Genomic DNA, 21186 nt, shown 5'->3' with positions numbered 1-21186 from the left:
TTGTTATGCACATCCTGATAGCGCCAAATGCTTTTAAAAATAGTTTGACAGCATCGGCTGCCGCTGTAGCCATTGAAAAAGGATTACATGAAAGCAAGCTCTCCTGTACCACCGAATGTTTCCCGATAGCAGACGGTGGCGATGGTACCGCCGATCTTATTATACAAAAGCTGCAGGGTGAAATTATTGCCGTTGAAATACAGGACCCTCTGGGCCGGTGCATCGAAGCCTCATTTGGTTTGATTGACGGAGGTAAAACCGCTGTAATTGAAATGGCAGATTCATCAGGCTTAAGATTGCTGAAGCAGCACGAACTAAACCCACTAATAGCCACCTCATACGGAACTGGCCAAATGATTAAAAAAGCTCTTGATTTTGGAGTGAAAACCATTTTGATAGCGATGGGAGGCACAGCTACGATTGATGGTGGAACCGGTATTTTAAAAGCACTTGGCGTTCGTTTTTTGAATGAGGCCGGCGATCAATTATTGCATATGCCCGAAATTTTGACAGAGCTTGCCAGGGTCGATGTTTCTGCTGTTGACGAACGATTACAACGCACCCATATCGTAGTGCTTTGTGATGTGGACAATAAGCTATTGGGTGCTCAGGGTGCGGCAGCTGTATTCGGTCCGCAAAAGGGTGCTGATTCGCAGGCTGTAGAAATTCTTGATACAGGACTTTCCAGGTTTAATGATATTTCGCTAAAACAACTGCATATAAATATGGCTGCAACCCAATACGGAGGTGCAGCCGGCGGGGCATCAGCCGGGCTTTATGCCTGGATAAATGCGAAACTGGTAAACGGTATAGATTATTTTATGGAACTCACCCGTTTTGATGAAGCACTGCAAAAAAGCGATCTTGTAATAACCGGAGAGGGAAGCATTGATGAGCAAACACTACAGGGAAAAGGACCCTTTGGGGTGGCCTGCAGGGCAAAAGCAAAGGATGTACCTGTAATTGGTTTGGCAGGTAAAATACCACTTCATGATAACGACAAATTAAACCAGTACTTTGATGTACTGATGGCTATTGGAAACGAACCTTCAGATGTCACCGCCGCCTTAAACCACACAGAACAAAATTTAATAAGAACATCCAAAAATCTTGCGTCGCTATTGATGATCGGCATTTACAAAAGGATCATTTAGGAAAAAGACTAAGGCCAGCCGGGACAATGATTGTCAATCCACAATTGCTAACGTGTCAATCCCCCACCCAAATATTTGTAACAAAATGATATATTGGTGTTTTATTATATTGACGTACAAATATTGATGTATGAATACTGCTGCAGATTCACAAGCTATTTTTGATTACCATAGAAACATGATCTTCTTTCATGGCAACCAGGGAACTGCGGCCCTGGGATGGAAAGATCAGGAAAGTCAGTTGATACGGTTTAAAGTGTTAGCCAGGATAGCGGATCTGAATGGATGTTCGGTATTAGACACTGGTTGCGGACATGGAGATCTGCTGGCATACCTGCTTCCCTTATATCCTCAAATAACTTATATGGGCCTTGAACAAATACCTGAACTTTTGGTGGAGGCCAACAGAAGGTATGGCAAACTGCCTAAGTGTTCCTTTATGCAAGGTGATTTTATGAGCGACGGGATACCGGCAAGTGATTATGTAATTGCCAGCGGATCGCTTAATTATTTCAGTAGTGACCCAGACTTTATTTATAAAGCAATTGCTAAATTATTTGCCCAAAGCAAGCTTGGCATGGGTTTCAACTTGTTGAGCAGTATTATTCCTAACGGCCTTTTAGTTGCTTATGATCAGCAGAAAATACTGGCGTTCTGTCAATCCATCAGCAGAAAGGCGCTGCTAATTAACGACTATAGCGAAGAAGATTTCACTATTTTTCTGTACCGCTAAACTTTCATTATAAACTTTCAAGTTAATCAGCAGTCACATTTACTATATTTAAAACATGCTTTTCACCGAAGACTTTTTGCATTACGTATGGAAATTCAGGCTTTTTGATCGTATTGATCTGCAAACTGAAGATGGTAAAACCCTTGAAATATTTTCGACAGGAGTACCCAACACCGATGCAGGCCCTGATTTTCATAATGCCCGTATCAAAATAGATGAAACCATCTGGGCAGGTAACATTGAAGTTCACCTTTCGGCTTCCGACTGGCAAAAACATGGGCATACTACTGATGACGCCTACAACAATGTAATTTTGCACGTGGTATACAATGATGATCTGCCATTGGTTTTAACTAACGGCCGCAAAGTGCCAACCCTTCAGTTAAAAGACAGGATACCCGCGGAATTATATGGCCGCTATCACCAGATGGTGTTTGGGAACCAAACTATAATACCATGTGAGGCCAGTATTGGCGCCATTGATCAACTCATCATGAATAACTGGTTAACAAGGGTATTGGTTGAGCGCCTTGAAAAAAAATCAGCGGCCGTAATAACCGCCCTTTCCCTAAACCGTGGCGATTGGGAAGAAACGTTTTATCAGTTTTTGGCGGCAAACTTTGGCTTTAAAACTAATGCACTCCCCTTTGAACTGCTGGCTAAGTCCTTACCACAAATTACCCTTGGCAAGCACAAAAACAATCCGATGCAGGTAGAGGCGCTGATATTTGGGCAGGCGGGTTTTTTAGATGCTGAATTGAAAGATTATTATCCAAACAAATTGAAGAAGGAATATGATTTCCTGCGGAAGAAATACAGTTTAAAACCTGTGGAAAACCATTTATGGAAATTTATGCGGTTAAGGCCCCAAAATTTTCCAACGATCAGACTGGCTCAATTTGCTGCGCTCATCGTGAACTCTGCTCATTTGTTCTCTAAAATATTGGAGATAAAAGATATCGATGCGCTCAGAAATCTTTTCGCCTCCATAAAAACAAATGAATATTGGGATGATCATTTTCGCTTTGATATACTGTCAAATTCAAAGTCCTCGCCAAAAATCATGGGAGCATCATCTGTAGATATTTTGCTCATCAATACCCTGGCCCTATTCCTGTTTAGTTATGGTAAGCATCATCAACAACAGTACTATATAAGTCGCAGCCTTAAGCTTTTGGAAAATTTACCGGCCGAAAAGAACAATATTACCGCAGATTTTGTTAACTTAGGAGTGAAAATTACAAACGCGTTTGAATCGCAGGCACTGCTTGAACTAAAAAATAACTACTGTAATTATAAGAAATGCCTGCAGTGCGGCGTTGGTAATAAAATATTAAAGCTGACCTGATATGCTACAAAGAATACTTACTTTTTTTGAACGGTACTCCTTCGGTGTATGCACCTATCTCGGCGAAAGATTTAATGTTTCAATAGCTAAAATCCGTCTGTTTTTTATATACTCCTCATTTTTAGCCGTGGGTTTCCCGCTGATATTTTATTTCTTTGCCGGTATAGTACTGGATATTCGCAGATATGTAAAAAGAAATCATACAAGGGTTACAGATCTGTAGATGATTGGTCAAATAATTCCTTAAGCCGGTATTTTCGCTTGTAATTTATTTCGTCTGAATCCGGATTAAACCGAACGAATGACTACTATAGTTTTGAATCAATTGTATCGCAACTTCACTAACCTTTACACCAATATTCCCGTCATAACAGCATCCTGCAGGTTACGTACTTTAAACTTTGGTTTGTAGCAATAATGTGCAAGCTGTTTTACCCAGGTGTTGTGGTAGCCAAATAACATTTTTATCATTCTCACCCGGGTTGATCCCTTGGGATAGCCGTATTTATACCAGGTAAATTTAGATTGATCAATATTAAACTGATCGGCAAAGTCTGCCAAGAAAAGATCTATCTCGATATCAAAAATATCCAGATCAAGATCAAGGCTGGTTTCGAGGCATAGGCTACCAGGATCCACACTTTGAATCTTATAGCGGCTGCAATAATCAACTATAAATTCTTTTAAAGGCGGCAATATCTCTTCCATTAATTGAATAGTTTTGATCATTTTGGTTATAGGACGTTGTTTTAAAAACAAAGGTTGCATCATGGAGACTACTTTTTTTAAAAAAGGTTACTTAAAAATAAATTTGGTTTATAAAATGTCGGAGATAAGCTTTTTGATAGATAATTAAAGGCGTATTGCTATTATTGCAGTACGTTTTTTTTATTTATTATGAGATTAAAAGTTATTGCTTTTGATGCCGATGATACGCTGTGGGTGAATGAGCCATATTTTCAAAACACCGAAAAAAAGTTCTGCAGCTTACTCGAAGATTTTTTACCGGAACATAGTATATCAAGTGAGCTTTTTAAAGTCGAGATTGAGAATCTATCGCTTTATGGCTATGGCATAAAGGGGTATATTTTGAGCATGATTGAGGCTGCTCTCAACATATCCGAAAAGAAGATTAGTATTGAAATCATCGATATTATATTGGAATATGGTAAACAAATGCTTAACGAACCAATTGAGTTACTGGATGGTGTGGAAGAAGTACTATCAGTTTTAAAGCCTCATTATCGGTTGGTGGTTGCTACTAAAGGTGATTTGCTTGACCAGGAACGTAAATTAAAAAAATCGGGGCTGGCACATTACTTTCACCATATTGAAATTATGAGTGATAAACAGGAAGATGATTATATCAAGCTAATTAAGCACCTTGATATTGATCCAAGCGAGTTTATGATGGTGGGCAATTCCCTGAAATCGGATGTGATGCCTGTGCTTAATATTGGCGGGAGTGCTATCCATGTTCCGTTCCATACCACCTGGGCACATGAACATGTTGAAACCATCCTCACACATGAAAAATTTAAACATGCCGATACGCTTAAAGATATATTGACATCGATACAGATATGAAGCAAAAGTTACACCTTGATACGTGGGTACGTAAGGAGCATTTTCATCTCTTTAAACAATTTGATGAGCCTTTTTACGGCGTTACAGTAAGAATTGATTGTACGAAAGCATACCTTTTTGCGAAAGAAAAAGAAGCATCATTTTTTCTGTATACAATGCATAGGGCATTGGCCGCGGCAAATGCTCTTGAGCCGTTTAAATTAAGAATAGAAGATGACGAGGTTTATATTTATGATCAAATAGATGCCGGGTCAACCATCGGGCAGTAATGGTACTTTTGGATTTGGATATATTCCGTATGCTTCCCAATTTGACCAATTTATCATAACCGCGAATAAAGAAGTTGAAAGCGTTCAAAACTCAAATGATTTGATTCGATCCAAGGTCAATAACATTATTCGATTTTCATCACTGCCATGGATCGATTTTACCAGTATATCACATGCCAGTACTTTTGGTTCACAAAATAGCTGTCCAAGAATCTCCTTTGGAAAAATGACACAGCAGGATGGTAAAAGATCAATGCCGGTATCAATTCATGTTCACCATGCATTAATTGATGGCTTGCATGTTGGCCAGTATATTGACCTTTTTCAGGAATTGATGGACAGTGTTGTTTAAACCGATTTCTCCATCACTATGAGCTCAATCAACTCTTTAGGCGAACCGAACCGACCATGATCATGAAAGGGTTGAATCTCGCCCGTAAAAGTATAGCCCCTGCGTTGGTATCAACTGATGAGCTCTTTACGGGTTCGGATAACGGTCATACTAATAGTATGTAAACCCAGTTGTTTTGCAATAACTTCTGCCTCCTCAATTAAAGCACGGCCTACTCCCCCGTTTTGTAAAGTTGGCGATACACTAAACATACCCAAATACAATTTATCCCCTTTTACTTCAAGGTAAACCGATCCTATTATTTTGCCGTCATCATCAATATATTTTAACAGCGTAATGGCATCATTACTAAGGTACTCAACCAGCATCGGCTCATCTATCCTTATACCGTCTATCAGATCACTTTCGGTTGTCCAGCCTTTTTTTGATTCCTCGCCACGGTAAGCGCTGTTAATTAATACATTCAATTCGGGTACATCGGCAAGGGTAGCTTTAATTATAGGCATATTGTTTTGTTTTTGGGAGGGCAAAATTAATATTTAGCGGTATTAATTTTAACAAAAATGCCTTAAATTATAATAATTTATAATCTTCGCGTGCCGGGCTAAATACATCTATCAGCCTGCAATCAGTAACCGCCGTGCCACCATGAACTATATTTGAGGGAATTGTGGCAAACATTCCAGAATCTAAAACCTGCGGAACGCCATCAACAGTAAGTTCAAATTTACCTTCAATAACAAAAGAGTATTGTTCATGTATATGCTTGTGCATTGGTAAAGAAATCCCGGCTTTAACCTCGATGAAGTTGATTGTGTTCCCGCTCGTATGGATCAGTTTGGAGAAATAACCCGGAGCTATCTCTTTGGTTTCAATATCACTAAAATGGTGGAATATCTGGTTTTGCATGCGGTAAATTTACAGTACTATTTTAAATTTTGTGCCTTTCTTTCGCTACTTTTAATGGTCATCCTTAATCGAGCCTTCATTAAAGACTGATTCATTCAATACTTTGATGATAGCTGCTAAATAATGCTTAATTTTCTGCTGATAAAAACTTAGCCTTAATTTTAAGGTTATAATTATACAATAGTTTACCATGGCTTTTATTGATTATTATAAAACATTAGGCATAGAAAAAACGGCTACGGAAAAAGAAATTAAAAATGCTTACCGTAAACAGGCCCGTAAATATCATCCGGATCTTAATCCTAATGATACCGAAGCAAATAAAAAATTTCAGGAGATTAACGAAGCCAACGAGGTATTAAGCGATTCTGAAAAACGTAAAAAGTACGATAAATATGGCGAAAACTGGCAGCATGGCGAAGCCTATGAACAGCAAACCAGGCAACAACAAAGCCGTCAACGTAATTCTGCCGACCCAGGCAGTTTTGAAGGCTTTGGCGGTGGTTACGGAGGTGGTGAAGATTTTTCCGATTTTTTTCAGTCGATGTTTGGAGGCGCTGGAGCTGGTGGCAGACGCACAGGGTACCGTGGCCAGGACTTGAATGCTGAATTTCAGCTGAACCTGCAGGATACCTTACAAACCCATAAACAAACCTTAACAGTAAATGGCAAAAACATCCGTATAACAATACCCGCGGGTATCGAGAACGGGCAAACCATAAAGATATCAGGACATGGCGGCCCGGGGGTAAATGGCGGGCCAGCCGGCGACCTATATATTAAATTCAATATCCCTGCTGATGCCCGTTTTAAGCGCGATGGCGCCAATTTATATAATACGATAAAGCTTGATCTTTACACCGCCGTTCTAGGTGGCGAGATTATGGCTGAAACCCCAACAGGTAAAGTAAAAGTTAAAGTAAAGGCCGAAACACAAAACGGAACTAAAGTGAAACTTAAAGGCAAAGGGATGCCCATCTATAAAAAGGAAAATGAGTTTGGTGATCTGTACCTTACTTATGACATACAAATACCTACCAACCTTACTGATAAGCAAAAGCAACTGTTTGAAGAACTATCAAAATCCTGATCCACTTATGAAAACAGATAATTTAATAACCGCCAATGATTTTTGTATGTACCACAACGTTGAATATACATTTTTCAATTCGTTAGAACAGGCTGGATTGGTTGAGGTTACTGTGATTAACGAAACTACTTTTATACCGGAAACAGAACTGCGCAAGCTTGAAAAAATGATAAGTCTGCATCAGTTAGATATTAATGTGGCAGGCATTGAAGCAATAACACACTTGCTTAACCGCATAGAACAAATGCAGGAAAACATGCGTACGCTACACAACAGGTTAAAAATGTACGAAGGCGAATAAAGGCTATTCCATATATTTTAGCATCATGCGCTCACTTACTATATGAGCGTCTTCAATCACAGATTCGGGGTATCCCATGGAGGCTAATATAGCTATGCCATTTTTACTTTTCAACAAGCCTTCTTTCAATTTGTAATCAAAAACCAATGTTCGGCCTGATTTAGAGTCTTCAAATGAATAGATGGCAAAATCTTCATCCAAAAGTTCGGCGAGTTCAAGATCATGGGTTGATACAAATACGAAGTTATCATTGGCTGTAATGTATGATAATACGGATTTTGCAGCGGCAATACGCTCTATTGTATTGGTTCCCCTAAATATTTCATCAATAATTACAAGGCTTTTTACGGCTTCTGCGCTGCCACTGTTATCAACAATATTTAATATTGCCGATGCCTGGGCCTGGAAAAAGCTTTGCTGCTCTTCTATACTATCCGTGATTTTGATGCTGGTTTGTATCTTAAGAAAGGGGGCTTTATATGCCTTGGCGCAACTGGTGAACAGCGTTTGAGCCAACAATGTATTTATCGCAATAGATTTAATAAATGTTGTTTTGCCCGACATGTTTGAGCCCGTTATCAATGCTCCTTTATCGGCCCGGGTATTTAAAGAATTAGGTACACATTTCTCAACTAATGGATGGTAAAGATCTGTGATGTCCATTTTGGCGTCTTGATCTATAAACTCCGGTTTATTGTAAAAAGGCAAGCCTTCCCTTACTGATTGTATGGCTATCAGCATATCAATCTCGGCAACAAATGTATATACCTTCTCAATATCATCGCTGTATCTGCCAATGTGTTTTACAGAGTTGGTATATATGTATGGTTCAAGCAAAAACAATGTCTTAAACAGCTGGAAAACCGCATAACCCGGTGAAGCTGAATCGGCAACTAACATGCTTTCAAGGTTTACAATGCTCAGGGAGCGCTTAAGCCCGGCAAGGTTTACAAGGCTTTTTTTTACTTCCTCAGTATCGCCAGCTTTGGCATTTTTAACTAACCAAACAGCAACCTTGTGCATTATCAATAATTGAGGCAATGAATCTGAATATGCAGCTGTTTTTCTTTTGCTTGCAAAATGGAAAATAACATTATACCCAAACAATACAGCTAAAACTATTAAACTTACAGGGTTAGGTATAATCACTATCGAAATTATAGCCGCTAAAATTAAATAAGGAACTACCTTAATGTAAATATCCATCACAGGTGCAAATAATGGTACATGTGATTTTAAAAACAGGTTGGCAATCTGGTAAGCATGGGTATGATTAAGCGTGGAAAGTTCCAGTTCAATTAATTCGCGGTTGGGGTTATCGGCATTAAGTGTTTCTATCTTTTTATCCAGTAATAATAAATTGCCGATTGTTGTTTCTGGAAAATGCAGTTTTTTGTAGAGGTATTGTTTGCCTGGTTTTGAGTTAGTCCTGTCAATGTAATTAAAGATATTTTTAAGGTCGAGGTCATCAGATGTTACTGTCGACAACTTTCCGGCGCTATTGTCTGCATCCGCGTAAACCTTTATCAAATCAAAATTACGCCTTGCATTTAACGGTTTGGCCCACTTGTCTTTTATTTTTTCCAGGTTTGTTTCTTTAGCACGTAGCTTTCCAAAGTAAGATGCTATGTATGAGACTGTAAGCACAATGGTGAAAACTAACAGTGTAAATAAGAAATAATACATGATTAAAAGTATAAAAATAGTTTAAACCCGAGTAATACTAAAAGTTCAGCCTGCAATAAAGATGGGCTTTTTTATGTAAACCCATTGTTACTATCACAATTTAATTTTCATGGATGGCTGCATCATTTGCCATTTCAATTATTACGGTATCTAAACGATCAAGTTCAACAAATATATAATCCAGGGCCGCAGCATCAGCGGGGTCATCTTTTAGCATTGCGGTGAGTGCCTTTAAATTTGCAACGGGGCTCCGCATAAAATGCGATTGTTTCCATGCCATATTTTTTATGCTGTTTACCTGGTTATGAATTTGTTCATAAGCAACCTTAAGATCATTTTCGGCATTCTTCCTTTCGGTGATATCATAAAGAGCCATCATCAGCCCCAGAATTTGATCATTGTTATCAATAATGGGGAACAAGCGTAAATAATACCAATATATTGATCCATCGGGTTGCAGATAATCAATTTCATGACTAATCTCCTTTCCATTTAATACCCGCTTAGTAAGGCCAATGAATTGCTGGAAACGTTTTATGGGGAAATAATCACCTACCTGATCTCCTTTTTGCAGGGTGTGGTTATATTGTTCTTTTACAAATTTTACCGCCATTTGATTATAAGCCAGCACATTCAATTTTTTATCAAATAAAGCGTAAGCCGAATCGGTAGTATTTAAAATAGTTTGAAGGTTGGCCTCAGATTTTTGTAACAGCTCATCCGATTTTATCTTTTCTGTAATGTCATTAGCCAATGACAGGCATACCGGCATACCTTCAAAAACTATATCCTGCGTAATTATCTCTACAATAATTAGCGAACCATCTTTTTTCTGATGCTCACAAATTCCTTGTTCGCCCACTTGAACTGTATTTTTTCCATCGTCATTAATAACATTATTGCAATTCCCTTTTGGCCGCAGGTCTTTGGCGTTCAACTTTAAAAACTCTTCATTGGTATAACCGTAATGCCTTGAAGCAGCTTTATTTGCAGCTATAATAGATAGGTCATTTCCGGATATCATCCACATTGGCAGCGGGTTGCTATCAAATAGTAATTTGTATTTTTGTTCGGACTGACGGAGTAATTCTTCTGCTTTTTTGCGTTCGGTGATATCAATCATTGATCCTATAATGGTGGGTTCACCATCAATATTAACGCGATTGCCATAAAACTCTACCCAATTTAAGGAACCATCTTTACACTCTCCTACCACTTCGTAATGCACACTATCAACCTCTCCATCCATACGTGCCCTGATATTCTCTAAAGTAGTGGCTTTAAAATCCTTACTGACTATAATATCCACTGATGCTGCATTCACCAGTTCCTCCTGGCTATATTTAAAAACATTGGCAAAGCGCGGATTTACATAGATAAATTTCCCTTTTTGGATAATGTAAACGCCAACCATTGATTTTTCGGCAAGAGTTCTGAATTTTAACTCGGCATGCTTTAATTCGGTTTCCATCGCTTTGCGTGATGTAATATCTCTGGCAATAACCAGTATGCGATTTTCAGAAAACTTTTTTACGTTTACCTCCACATCAAACACGGTACCATCTTTTTTTATAAAACGGCGCTCTTTGATAGTTGCCGTTCCAAGGTCATCTAACCCTAAAACTATTGGATCATTTTTTAAATGTTCAGGTTCAATTACCTGGATTACTTTTAGTTGCAAAAGCTCCTGATGGGTATAGCCTGTCATTTTGCACATGCTGGCATTTACCTCTGTAAAATTATTAGCGAGGTCAAGCACGTAAATAGCATCCGATGCATGTTCAATAAGTGATCTATATCTCCGTTCGCTTTCTCTTAGTTTTTCAACCATGTTCATTAATTCCGCGGAGCGCTCCTCTACCCTCTTTTCCAGTGAGTTATTAATGGATATAACTTCATTTTCGGCAATAAAACGTTTTTCGTCTACCCTGTTTAGCCACATTGCCGTAATTGCTACAAGAGCAAGGCAAATGATAAGCATAATAAGTGGAAGCATGTACATGCTCACTTCAAATGTTAACAGATGATTAAACTGCGTTTTAAACCTAAAAAAGCCTAAAACAATAAATATAAATTCAAGCGGTAAAAACAGCCTTCGCGCCATTTGATTACCTACTCTATCGCCGGTAAATAAATTAGTAAAACCGTATTGCGGATATAAAAGTGAGGCCGCTAAAGAGATGCTAAAAAACAATAAAGCAGTGTTTAGCGGCATTGAACTTACATAGCGAAAATCGTAAAACAATGAAACGCCATATACATACCCAATTATAGCAACCGTTGAAATTAATGTAACCGAATGAAGCATGTACTGGCCCACCGGCAGCAGTTTCTTGTTTTTAGTACTAAGTAATAAAAATGCCGTTCCAAACAACAAGATGCAAACGGAGATGTTAATGGTAGTGTTACTGCTGTATGTATATGTTATGCCGGTTACCACATCGTCGGCTGTAATAAACAGCCCATCAAAAATTGTATGAAATTGCAACAGGTATTGCAATACCCCAAAAATACCTGATAAGGTGATAACAATAGATAAACCAACAAAAGCCGGCCTAAAGCTATTTTTTAAATGTGTTTGTGTTAAAAGTGTAACGGCGCTCATGAATACCAGGCAAAGCGCGGTATTAAATTTTATTACCACATATTGCGGTATCAACGTTTTAAGTCCGTCTATATTCAAAAACCATCCACAAATAACCAGTACAGCAGCTAAAATTGTGCATAGGCTAACAATGGTAACAAATTTGCTTTTTTGGGGATGATGCATCTAAAATAAATAATTCTTATCGGCTATACTTTTGCAAAATCGTTTTTGATATACAGAAATATGGTTTAGTGAAAATACCAGTTAAATAAAGTTATGACAAAAACACACTAAAATCTTTGTTTTTGGTATTTATGCAAATATCAAAAACAAATCTGTTCTGCTTTTGAATAATATCAGCGAACTTCTATTTTTTATTAAAAAAGTTTTGTAAAGCTTGCTGTGTAAACTCAGATAGTACCAACTCTCCGCTTATTGCCGCTCGTTTATTCAGTAAGTCATCCCAATTATGGGTGTCTTCCCAAAGTATTTGTTTTAGAGCGGTTAAGGCGGCAGGATTATATGAAGCCAGCTTTTTTGCCAGTTCATCAATCGATGCATCAAGGAGAGCTATATCTTCATAAATTTCATTATACAAACCATTATCTTTTGCCCATTGAGCAGTTTGAAAATCTGTAGCCCTTAAAGTAAGCTGTGAAAATGCCGGTAACCCTATTTTACGAACCACCGCGGGTGATATTACAAACGGACCAATACCAATTGCCAACTCACTTAATTTGATAGATGCAGATACGCTGGCAAGGCAATAATCAGCAGCGGCAGCCAGGCCTACCCCACCGCCAACAGCTTTACCCTGTACCCGAACTATAATTATCTTTGAAGATTTACGGCAAGCATTAATTACGTTGGCAAAACCCGAGAAGAATTGCGTGCCGGTATCCTTATCTTTTATTTGTAGCAGCTCATCAAAGCTCGCTCCTGCGCAAAAAGTACGGTCACCTTCACTTTTGATTACAATTATCTTAACCCCGGCATCATTACCGGCATGATTGATTTTATCAACAAGTTCTTGCAATAAATTTGATGGAAGAGAATTTTGGGAAGGATGAAAAAAGCTGATGACAGCTACGCCATCCTGGTTTAAGATGGTGACATTTCCGTTATCGTTGGGGGGCATAATTCATTATAAATTTATGTGAGGGCTAATGGTTTTAAAACAACACTTGCTCAATATCAGAAGTATTTAACTTAACTGCAATTTTCAATTGAAATAAATTGAAAAGAAGAAAAAAACAAAAAGCTTAAAACCATCTCAAAATAGAGACATTGGCTTCGCGTTGTTTACTTCTTTCTTATTTACTATCCTGTATTCATGATTTCCGTATTGATGTAAGGCATAAAAAAATCAAGTAGGATACTGTATCTTTTTGTACAAAATTGTTTTGCTTGAATTGCTGTTTTGTGATTTTATTACCCCACAGCCGATTTATATGTTTTAATTATTTACAGTTAATAACAAAAGTCCGTAATTGCTGTTCATTTACTTAAAATGATAAAAATTTAAGGCCTATATTTATAAACTATACCCGTTAAATGAGCAATGCTATTGAACATAATTTTGTGAATAACGAAAATATTTTTCGTACCCTAATTGAAGAATCACCAAGTCCTGTCGGTTTGTACGTGGGTGCCGATATGAAAATAAAAATAGCCAATAAAGCTATAATTAGTATCTACGGCAAAGGCGATGATGTTATTGATAAACTGTATTTTGAGTTGCTGCCCGAGCTGAAAACTCAAGTAATATTTGATATTCTTAATAATGTATATAAAACAGGCATAGCTTATGAAGCCAAAGAAGCGCGTGTTGACCTGGTTGTAAATGGGAAGCTTGAGATATTTTATTTCAATTTTGTATTTACCCCCATAAAAAACGAACAGGGACAGGTTTGGGGTGTATTAAATACTGCTGCCGATGTTACCGAACTGGTTCTGATGCGCCTAAAGCTAAATGAAAGCGAAGAAAGAAAGCAGTTTACTTTAGAAGCAGCAGAAATTGGCACCTGGGATTTGTACCCTCCACAAAAAATTGTAATCTGGGATGAGCGGTGTAAAGAACTATGTGGTTATTCAAGGGGCGATGAAATAACCTACAGTGGCATTTTTAAATATATTCACCCCGAAGATGAACTGCGTGTAAGGTTGGCGGTACAAAATACCTATAATCAACAATCCGGTGGCAATTATGATGTTACTTTCAGAACTATAGATGACAATGGAAACCTGAAATATTGGATTCGATGTAAAGGCAAGGCCTATTTTACCAGTGATAATGACTTATGGCGTTTTGCGGGCATTGTACAGGACGTTACAAGCGAACAGAGAAACAGGCTGGAGCAGCAAAAATTGCTTTCGCTTATTGAAAATACTGCCGATGTGGTAGCCGTTGGTGGCATGGACGCTATGGTTAGCTATATCAACAAATCAGGATATGAGATGTTGGGAATTGAGACTGCAGCGGAAGCGACAAGGCCCGGCATAGATTATTTTTGGTCAAATGATTTTCAAATAGTAACTGATGAACTCATTCCTACAGTGCAATCAAACAGCAACTGGAATGGCGAATTACGTTACCGTCATTTTAAAACCGGTGAACCTATTCCTGTTTATTTAAACTGCTTTCGTATTGATGACCCTGAAACGGGGCAATCTATCGGAATGGCTTCTGTAGCCCGTGATCTGAGGCCCGAAAAGGCGGCACATAATGAACAGTATAAACTTTTAACCCTAATTGATCATAGTTCAGATTTTGTGAGTTTATCAGATCTTGAGGGCAATGTAAGCTATGTAAATGCTGCCGGCCGGTCAATGCTGGGAATACAATCTCAGCAGGATCTGCAAAGACATAACAGTGAGTATGTAATACCTGCAGATATTGCCAAAATAGCTAATGAAGTTAATAAGGCACTTATGAAAGATGGCAAATGGTCGGGCCAAATAAACTACCGCCATTTTGAAACCGGTGACGCAATACCTGTATACGGCACAACCATGTTGGTTTATGATTCAACAACCGGTAAACCGCAAGGCAGAGCGACCATAGCAAGAGATTTGCGCAGAGAGATAGCTGATAAAAAGGCGGTAACAGATAGTGAGTTTCTCTTGAAAAGTATCACTAATGCGTCTCCTGCCGCTTTGTGGATGTGTGATGAAAATGGGAACATCACTTATGTAAATAAAACCTGGATAGACTGGACAGGTAAGCCCTTCGAAGAACATTTAGGTGCTGGTTGGCTAAAAACAATTTTACCGGAAGATAAGCTGCGCGCCGAAAAGAAGTTCATGGATGATATTGTATCGCGTAACAATTATGAAGTTGATTTTAGGCTGATACGCCATGATGGTGAAATACGCTGGTGCATTGCTACCGGCAATCCACAGTTTAATGGCGACGGTAAATTTACGGGCTATATTGGTGCCTGTACCGATGTTACAGATAAAACCCTTGTAGATAAGCAACTGAATTTAACGAATGACGAACTTAATGACCAAATAAAACAGTTTGAATTTGTTACTGACTTTATGCCCGTACAATTATGGACAGCCAGGGTTGATGGAGAGTTGGATTATGTAAATAAAAGAGCCGTCGATTATTTTGCTTTACCTTCAGAGCAGATCATTGGGCCAGCCTGGTTAAAAATGGTGCACCCAGACGATCAGGATGGATGTATTGAAGCATGGACAAACTCCTTACAAACCGCGAATATTTATCAATACGAGTTTAGGCTAAAAGATAAAAATGGTGTTTATAAGTGGCATCTTGCCCAGGCTCTGCCGTTTATCATAGATGGTAAGATTATTAAATGGTTTGGCACAAACACCGATATTGATGAGCAAAAACAACTACAGCGCCAAAAAGACGACTTTTTGGGTATTGCCAGCCATGAATTAAAAACACCGGTTACCAGTATAAAAGCCTATGCGCAGGTGTTAGGAGCTATGCTGAACAAAGAGGGTGAACATAAAAAAGCCGATATGGTACTAAGAATGGACGCCCAGGTAAATCGCCTTACAAATCTTATTGGTGATTTGCTTGATGTTACCAAGATAAACTCAGGAAAGCTACAGTTTAATAAGGTTTGGTTTGATTTTAACCAGGTAATAAAAGAAACACTTGACGATTTGCAACATACTACCAAAAAACACAAATTGATAGATGACTTTACCGAAACAGGTAAGATTTATTCTGATAAGGATCGTATAAGCCAGGTAATTACCAACCTTATCACCAACGCAATCAAGTATTCTCCGCATACGGATAAGATCATCATTAGTACTCAGTTAAAAAACAAGGAAGCGATAGTTTGTGTACAGGATTTTGGTATTGGTATACCTCAGGATAAAAAAGACAGGGTATTTGAACAGTTTTACAGGGTAAGTGGTGATAAGCAGCATACGTTCCCGGGGTTGGGCTTAGGATTGTACATATCGTCAGAGATAATTAAGCGTGAAGGTGGCAGAATGTGGGTAAATAGCGTTGAAGGAAAAGGATCCACGTTTTGCTTTGCTTTGCCTGTTGAAATTGCCTAAAGTTGAAAGGGATATGCTAAACACATCCGGAGCCAGGAAAACATAAATCTGTCATCGTCATTTATATTTTTCGTATTTTGTTGTATACTCCTTTTTATAAAACTTCAAAACATTAACTTCCATTAAATGTTGTATTTGTGCAAACGCAATTCAATTAGTTATGGGAGTTTTACAGCATATTCAACATCAAATATCGGCACTTAACGATCTGATTAAAATAAATAACGACCGTATTGCCGGATATCAGAAGGCCCTGGAAAGTATCGACGAAACTGGGCTTGCGCTGCTTTTTAATGAATGCATTGATCAAAGCAAAAATTATGTTACCGAGTTAAAAGAATATATTCTTGTATTAGGTGGTAGTCCAACTGATGGAACATCCTTATCCGGCAAATTCTATCACACCTGGATAAATGTTAAAGCTGCTTTTATCAATAAAGATAAGCAGGGTATTTTAGCCGATTGCGAATATGGTGAAGATGTAATCATCAAAGCTTATCGTAAGGCACAGGATGATAAAGAATTGATATGGGAAGATGATAAGGTGGTAAATTTACTTGCTTATCAATTGAATGGGTTTAAAGCATCGCATGACGCTATTAAAAGTTTGAGGGATACAGTAACTGTATAAATTCAATTATCCGTAAGCAAATGAACAGCTCCGATCAATCCTTTTTTGATGATTACAAGCCCCTGCACGTTCCGCATGAATATGATGCCGGCGCAGGTGTTCAAAATAACGTTATATATGCTTTAGCCCAGTTAAAGGAGGCTACGGCAAATGAAGTTGCCATAAAACTAAGTGTACTGGAACCGGCAACACCTCCTTTTACTCATCAAAAAAATGCCGAAGATGTACTTAAATATCTTTTTAATAAAGGCCTGATAAAAGCTATTAATAAAGGTGGAGAACTGAGCTACAATCTCAGCAAAATAGAAACACCCAACTCTGGCAAGGCTGATAAACTTTATTAAGGTGTTACAGGATTTATTGGCTTTGCAGATATAATGCTATCTACAACAAATACACTTACCCCTCTCCATGGTAAAGTATGCAGATACTCTTTATAATGGAGTTCGAGATATGAACCGGCATTGCTGTTTAATTGCTGTGCAATTTTCTCATTGGTAACTGAAAACATAAATTCATTTGATGCAATAGTTCCCTGTGTTTGTGTACGGATACCATTTTGTATTAACCGGCCTTCGTATGTTTTAAATAAATAGCCTTTTTTTACAAAATAATTCATGGTACCAGCCTTTGCCCCTTCACCAAAAACAAAATAAAAACGATAGTAAAAAAAGCCCGCTAATAATAGCAGTATAATTAATAGTAGAATAGTTTTAGTGCGGGTTTTCATGGATAATATTTTAATCATTTAAAGCTACTAAAACTTAGGATGAACCATATAATATAAATAAAAATAAAGGTTTATGTATATCATATATTATTCATTGTAGCAAACACAATTTATTATTACTAATAATTATAAATTGTGAGTTTAAATTCTAACTTTAACTCACAAATCCTAAAATCTGTCAAAAAAATGTCTGTTGATTCGCTGAATACCTTGCCTGATGAGATTTTCCAGATCATCTTTGAAAAGTCGCCGGGTTCTTTATTAGTTAAGGCAGATGCTCCGCACTTTACTATAATGGCAGCCAGCGACGCTTATCTTACCATAACCAATGCTACCCGGGAGTTAATTATAGGTAAAAGTTTTTTTCGGGTTTTCCCTGATGATGACAACGATCCAAAAGATGAAACCAGCGCCCGTAAAACATTTAATAAAGTACTGGAAACAGGCCAAAAAATAGATATCCCAACATACCGGTATGATACGAGAGATCCTGAAACCGGAAATTACAATATCAGGTACTGGTCATGTAGTAATGTGCCCTTTTTTTGTGGTGATGGTAAGGTTATGTATATTTTAAATACCATTGCCGATATCACCGGCGAGGTAAATGCAAAACAGGCTGCGCAGGAGAGCGAAAATCGCCTTCGGCTGGCTGCAGAAGCTACGGGTTTTGCAACCTTTGACTGGGATTTTAAAGATGAACAACGCGTATGCTCTCCCCAATTGGTGGAATTATTGGGCCACCCGCCCGAAACTTTATTATCGGCGCGGGAGGCATTTGAAACACAGGTACCGCCCGAAGATCAGCAAACTATTATGGATGCCATATACACATCCGCTAAAATAGGGAACTATGCCTATGAAATACGTGTAACCTGGCCAGATGGCAGCGCTCACTGGTTAAGCATCAAAGGTAAATTAGTTAGTGATGAACAGCAAAAGCCACTGCGTATGTTAGGGACTGTAATTGACATAAGCGAGAGCAAACGCGATGAAATTAGGAAGAATGATTTTATAGCGATGGCAAGTCACGAATTAAAAACGCCGCTAACCTCTATCAAAACATATATACAGATATTAATAAAAAAAATGGCGCCTGCTAACGATGTATTTGTAAACAACGCGCTAACTAAAGTAAACAACCAGGTTAATAAAATGACCGAATTAATTCACGGCTTTCTTGATCTGTCGAGGCTTGAATCTGGTAAACTACAACTCAACCTGGTAGTGTTTGACATGAACAAATTAATAGCCGACTGTATTACAGAATTGCTGCAATCAAACATTAACCATACGGTGGTTTTTAATGGTACAGATGTATTAAATGTTAATGCCGATAGGGAAAAAACCAACCAGGTAATAAGTAACTTTTTAAGTAACGCGGTAAAATATTCTGCAAAGGGAAGTAAAATCACAATAAAGAGCCATATTGCCAATGGCGATATTCAAGTTGCGGTTACCGACGAAGGTGTTGGCATTAGGCATAAAGACCAAAAAAAAGTATTCCAACGTTTTTATAGGGTAGATAATGAAAAGATAAAGAACGTATCGGGGTTTGGTATTGGACTTTATTTATCCAGTGAGATTGTTCAGTGCCATAACGGTAAAATATGGGTTGAAAGTACCGAGGGCTTAGGTTCAACATTTTATTTTAGCTTACCCGTCTGATTACTTTATGGGGGTTAGTTTAACCGTTTTATAAGATGATACCATAAACTGCACCAGGTCTATGACGTTTAAAGGTGGTTTATTTGTGGTAATACTCAGTTTTTTTTTGCTATTCTCAAACTCTATTTCGAAGTAATAATTAGGCGCATCAGTAACCTGTTCGGGTTGCTGCCAGTTATACATTTTTTTTAACTCACTGTGCTTAAGCCAGTAATTTAAAGTATTAAGCTGAGCTGCAGATAATTTGCCTTCATACTCGCCTTTGTAAGGATCGGCATACTCCCCTCCTCTTAAACGATAATCGCCATTTGCCCAAATTGAAATTTCCAGTTGCGGACAGTCACCATGGCAGGTAGATGATAAAAAGCGAATTTTTGAAAACTTGATTTCTTTATCATAGCTGTTTTTGAAATTGGTAAATTCATAGGTTAAATTACCTGCCAGTTTAGTGGCATTTGAATCTATAGGTTTTAAGTACAGCCTGCTTGTTGTGAGATTCCTGATCTGGAACTTGAAATCAGTTTTGTGCTTGACCTTAAAATTATCGGCGCTGGACGTATAAATATCCGACATGATAAGTGTATCCTTTACCACTGTATAATGTGATTTTTCTTTATCATCCCCAACAAAATTAAAATATACATGACCTTTAATAAAATAAAGATTTCCCAGATCCTTATTGATCCAACGGATCGAATCCAACTGTACCTTTTGAGCTTTTGCACTGCAAAACATCAACCCCAATAAAAATAAAGAAATACAGTATTTTATCATTTGTTTTAATTTCAGGGTATTTTACAAATCCATATAGTAAGTAGTTAACGATTCAAAATCATCAAACTTATATTGATAATCTTCAGTTTTACCGAAACCATAGGTTACAAATATAAAAGGTATACCCGCCATGCTTGTCTGTTCAGCGTCACCTTGTGTATCGCCAATGTAAACCGGCTCTCCAAGTTGATGTTTATCAATCAATAAACGCATATTATAATGTTTTGGCATATTGTTTTCGCCATAAGCGATAAAATCTGTTATATCATCCCCAATACCTGCCCAATTAATAAACAGCGGAATAATACCTACAGCACAGTTACTCAATATAAATAGTTTATACTTTGTTGATAGCTGCTTTATTCCCTCCGTAACACCACTGTACATATTGCCCCCGCTTTTTGGTAAAATTTGGCGGCGGGTTTCATTCACATCAAGATAAATGTTGAATGCTCTATCATCATCAAAATCGGGCATTAAAATTTTGGTGAGTTTTTTACCCTCCATTCCCATCAGTCCCATTAGGTCGTCTCTATTGATAGTTCTTTTTATAGCGTGTTTTTCAAAGGTGAGGTTCCATGAATCGGTATAAGTATCAACGGCGTCCCAAAGGGTTCCGTCCATGTCGAAGATCAGGCTATCGGGTTTCTGCATAAAAGTATTTTGTCATTTTTGTTAAAGATGTAAAATTAACCTAAGCTGCAAAACTAAGTTCATGTTTTCTTCATGATTAATTTTCACCTTAGCAGTGTGATAAGGTTAATGTGGGCCAGCTTAGCAGGAGGTTGGTTCCATAGAGGTCTCCGCCGTAAGAAG

General features: G+C 38.0%; 22 protein-coding genes. 13 read left to right on the top strand and 9 right to left on the bottom strand.

What is annotated here, in order from left to right; translation table 11 throughout:
• The first annotated feature begins 5 nt into the window (after positions 1 to 5).
• From AC1DYB_RS26010 to AC1DYB_RS25995, 4 genes are all read left to right on the top strand, one after another.
• Entirely contained in the window at positions 6 to 1154 is a 1149-nt protein-coding gene (locus AC1DYB_RS26010) for a glycerate kinase (RefSeq protein WP_477439297.1), read from the top strand.
• Positions 1155 to 1284: 130 nt separating this feature from the next.
• Positions 1285 to 1887 (top strand): class I SAM-dependent methyltransferase, encoded by a 603-nt coding sequence (locus AC1DYB_RS26005; RefSeq protein WP_477439295.1) that lies wholly within the window; start codon positions 1285 to 1287, stop codon positions 1885 to 1887.
• 55 nt (positions 1888 to 1942) lie between these two features.
• Entirely contained in the window at positions 1943 to 3235 is a 1293-nt protein-coding gene (locus AC1DYB_RS26000; protein WP_477439293.1) for a DUF2851 family protein, read from the top strand.
• Between the two features lies 1 nt (position 3236).
• Positions 3237 to 3458 carry a PspC domain-containing protein gene (locus tag AC1DYB_RS25995; RefSeq protein WP_295719044.1) on the top strand — a complete coding sequence of 74 codons (222 nt, stop codon included), beginning with the start codon at positions 3237 to 3239 and terminating at the stop codon, positions 3456 to 3458.
• Positions 3459 to 3583: 125 nt separating this feature from the next.
• Here the strand turns inward: AC1DYB_RS25995 and AC1DYB_RS25990 are convergent, their stop codons facing one another.
• Positions 3584 to 4006, bottom strand: coding sequence for a DUF1493 family protein (locus AC1DYB_RS25990; RefSeq protein WP_477439291.1), 423 nt, complete (start codon positions 4004 to 4006; stop codon positions 3584 to 3586).
• A 126-nt stretch (positions 4007 to 4132) separates the two neighbouring features.
• Between AC1DYB_RS25990 and AC1DYB_RS25985 the strand changes: the two genes are divergently transcribed.
• Genes AC1DYB_RS25985 through AC1DYB_RS25975 form a run of 3 tightly spaced genes read left to right on the top strand, consistent with a single transcriptional unit; the run spans position 4133 to position 5443 of the window.
• Positions 4133 to 4822: an HAD family hydrolase gene (locus tag AC1DYB_RS25985; RefSeq protein ID WP_477439289.1), complete on the top strand. Its 690-nt coding sequence runs from the start codon at positions 4133 to 4135 to the stop codon at positions 4820 to 4822.
• Positions 4819 to 5091 carry a CatA-like O-acetyltransferase gene (locus AC1DYB_RS25980; protein ID WP_477439287.1) on the top strand — a complete coding sequence of 91 codons (273 nt, stop codon included), beginning with the start codon at positions 4819 to 4821 and terminating at the stop codon, positions 5089 to 5091. The genes AC1DYB_RS25985 and AC1DYB_RS25980 overlap by 4 nt, the downstream gene beginning before the upstream one ends.
• The gene (locus AC1DYB_RS25975; RefSeq protein ID WP_477439285.1) at positions 5066 to 5443 is read left to right on the top strand and encodes a CatA-like O-acetyltransferase; all 378 of its coding nucleotides are present in this window, start codon (positions 5066 to 5068) and stop codon (positions 5441 to 5443) included. The genes AC1DYB_RS25980 and AC1DYB_RS25975 overlap by 26 nt, the downstream gene beginning before the upstream one ends.
• A 110-nt stretch (positions 5444 to 5553) precedes the next feature.
• Here the strand turns inward: AC1DYB_RS25975 and AC1DYB_RS25970 are convergent, their stop codons facing one another.
• Positions 5554 to 5949, bottom strand: a complete 396-nt coding sequence (locus AC1DYB_RS25970; RefSeq protein WP_477439283.1) for a GNAT family N-acetyltransferase — start codon at positions 5947 to 5949, stop codon at positions 5554 to 5556.
• 67 nt (positions 5950 to 6016) lie between these two features.
• Entirely contained in the window at positions 6017 to 6352 is a 336-nt protein-coding gene (locus AC1DYB_RS25965) for a cupin domain-containing protein (RefSeq protein WP_477439281.1), read from the bottom strand.
• 190 nt (positions 6353 to 6542) lie between these two features.
• Here AC1DYB_RS25965 and AC1DYB_RS25960 point away from each other — a divergent pair, with 190 nt between their 5' ends.
• The gene (locus tag AC1DYB_RS25960; RefSeq protein ID WP_477391846.1) at positions 6543 to 7442 is read left to right on the top strand and encodes a DnaJ C-terminal domain-containing protein; all 900 of its coding nucleotides are present in this window, start codon (positions 6543 to 6545) and stop codon (positions 7440 to 7442) included.
• Between the two features lie 7 nt (positions 7443 to 7449).
• Entirely contained in the window at positions 7450 to 7743 is a 294-nt protein-coding gene (locus AC1DYB_RS25955; RefSeq protein WP_295719058.1) for a chaperone modulator CbpM, read from the top strand.
• A 3-nt stretch (positions 7744 to 7746) separates the two neighbouring features.
• On the opposite strand, the gene AC1DYB_RS25950 is transcribed toward AC1DYB_RS25955, so the two are convergent.
• The 3 genes from AC1DYB_RS25950 to AC1DYB_RS25940 form a co-directional block, all read right to left on the bottom strand.
• Entirely contained in the window at positions 7747 to 9429 is a 1683-nt protein-coding gene (locus AC1DYB_RS25950) for a MutS-related protein (RefSeq protein ID WP_477439278.1), read from the bottom strand.
• Between the two features lie 100 nt (positions 9430 to 9529).
• Positions 9530 to 12199 (bottom strand): PAS domain-containing protein, encoded by a 2670-nt coding sequence (locus tag AC1DYB_RS25945; protein ID WP_477439275.1) that lies wholly within the window; start codon positions 12197 to 12199, stop codon positions 9530 to 9532.
• A 184-nt stretch (positions 12200 to 12383) separates the two neighbouring features.
• Entirely contained in the window at positions 12384 to 13154 is a 771-nt protein-coding gene (locus AC1DYB_RS25940) for an enoyl-CoA hydratase/isomerase family protein (RefSeq protein WP_477439273.1), read from the bottom strand.
• A 416-nt stretch (positions 13155 to 13570) separates the two neighbouring features.
• Between AC1DYB_RS25940 and AC1DYB_RS25935 the strand changes: the two genes are divergently transcribed.
• From AC1DYB_RS25935 to AC1DYB_RS25925, 3 genes are all read left to right on the top strand, one after another.
• Entirely contained in the window at positions 13571 to 16567 is a 2997-nt protein-coding gene (locus AC1DYB_RS25935; protein ID WP_477439271.1) for a PAS domain S-box protein, read from the top strand.
• A 160-nt stretch (positions 16568 to 16727) separates the two neighbouring features.
• The gene (locus AC1DYB_RS25930; protein ID WP_477439269.1) at positions 16728 to 17198 is read left to right on the top strand and encodes a ferritin-like domain-containing protein; all 471 of its coding nucleotides are present in this window, start codon (positions 16728 to 16730) and stop codon (positions 17196 to 17198) included.
• A 20-nt stretch (positions 17199 to 17218) separates the two neighbouring features.
• Positions 17219 to 17542 (top strand): hypothetical protein, encoded by a 324-nt coding sequence (locus AC1DYB_RS25925; RefSeq protein WP_477439267.1) that lies wholly within the window; start codon positions 17219 to 17221, stop codon positions 17540 to 17542.
• On the opposite strand, the gene AC1DYB_RS25920 is transcribed toward AC1DYB_RS25925, so the two are convergent.
• Positions 17539 to 17928 carry a hypothetical protein gene (locus AC1DYB_RS25920; protein ID WP_477391854.1) on the bottom strand — a complete coding sequence of 130 codons (390 nt, stop codon included), beginning with the start codon at positions 17926 to 17928 and terminating at the stop codon, positions 17539 to 17541. The genes AC1DYB_RS25925 and AC1DYB_RS25920 overlap by 4 nt on opposite strands.
• Before the next feature lie 186 nt (positions 17929 to 18114).
• Between AC1DYB_RS25920 and AC1DYB_RS25915 the strand changes: the two genes are divergently transcribed.
• A complete protein-coding gene (locus AC1DYB_RS25915; RefSeq protein WP_477439265.1) occupies positions 18115 to 19596 on the top strand; it encodes an ATP-binding protein in 1482 nt (493 codons plus the stop codon).
• On the opposite strand, the gene AC1DYB_RS25910 is transcribed toward AC1DYB_RS25915, so the two are convergent.
• Positions 19597 to 20370, bottom strand: a complete 774-nt coding sequence (locus AC1DYB_RS25910) for a DUF6438 domain-containing protein (protein WP_477439263.1) — start codon at positions 20368 to 20370, stop codon at positions 19597 to 19599.
• Between the two features lie 21 nt (positions 20371 to 20391).
• The gene (locus AC1DYB_RS25905) at positions 20392 to 21024 is read right to left on the bottom strand and encodes an HAD family hydrolase (RefSeq protein ID WP_477439261.1); all 633 of its coding nucleotides are present in this window, start codon (positions 21022 to 21024) and stop codon (positions 20392 to 20394) included.
• Positions 21025 to 21186 lie beyond the last annotated feature (162 nt).

This window comes from Mucilaginibacter sp. P2_A4 (assembly GCF_056405015.1).
Note: the sequence above shows the minus strand (reverse complement) of the source record. Positions and strands in the feature narration are given on the sequence as shown.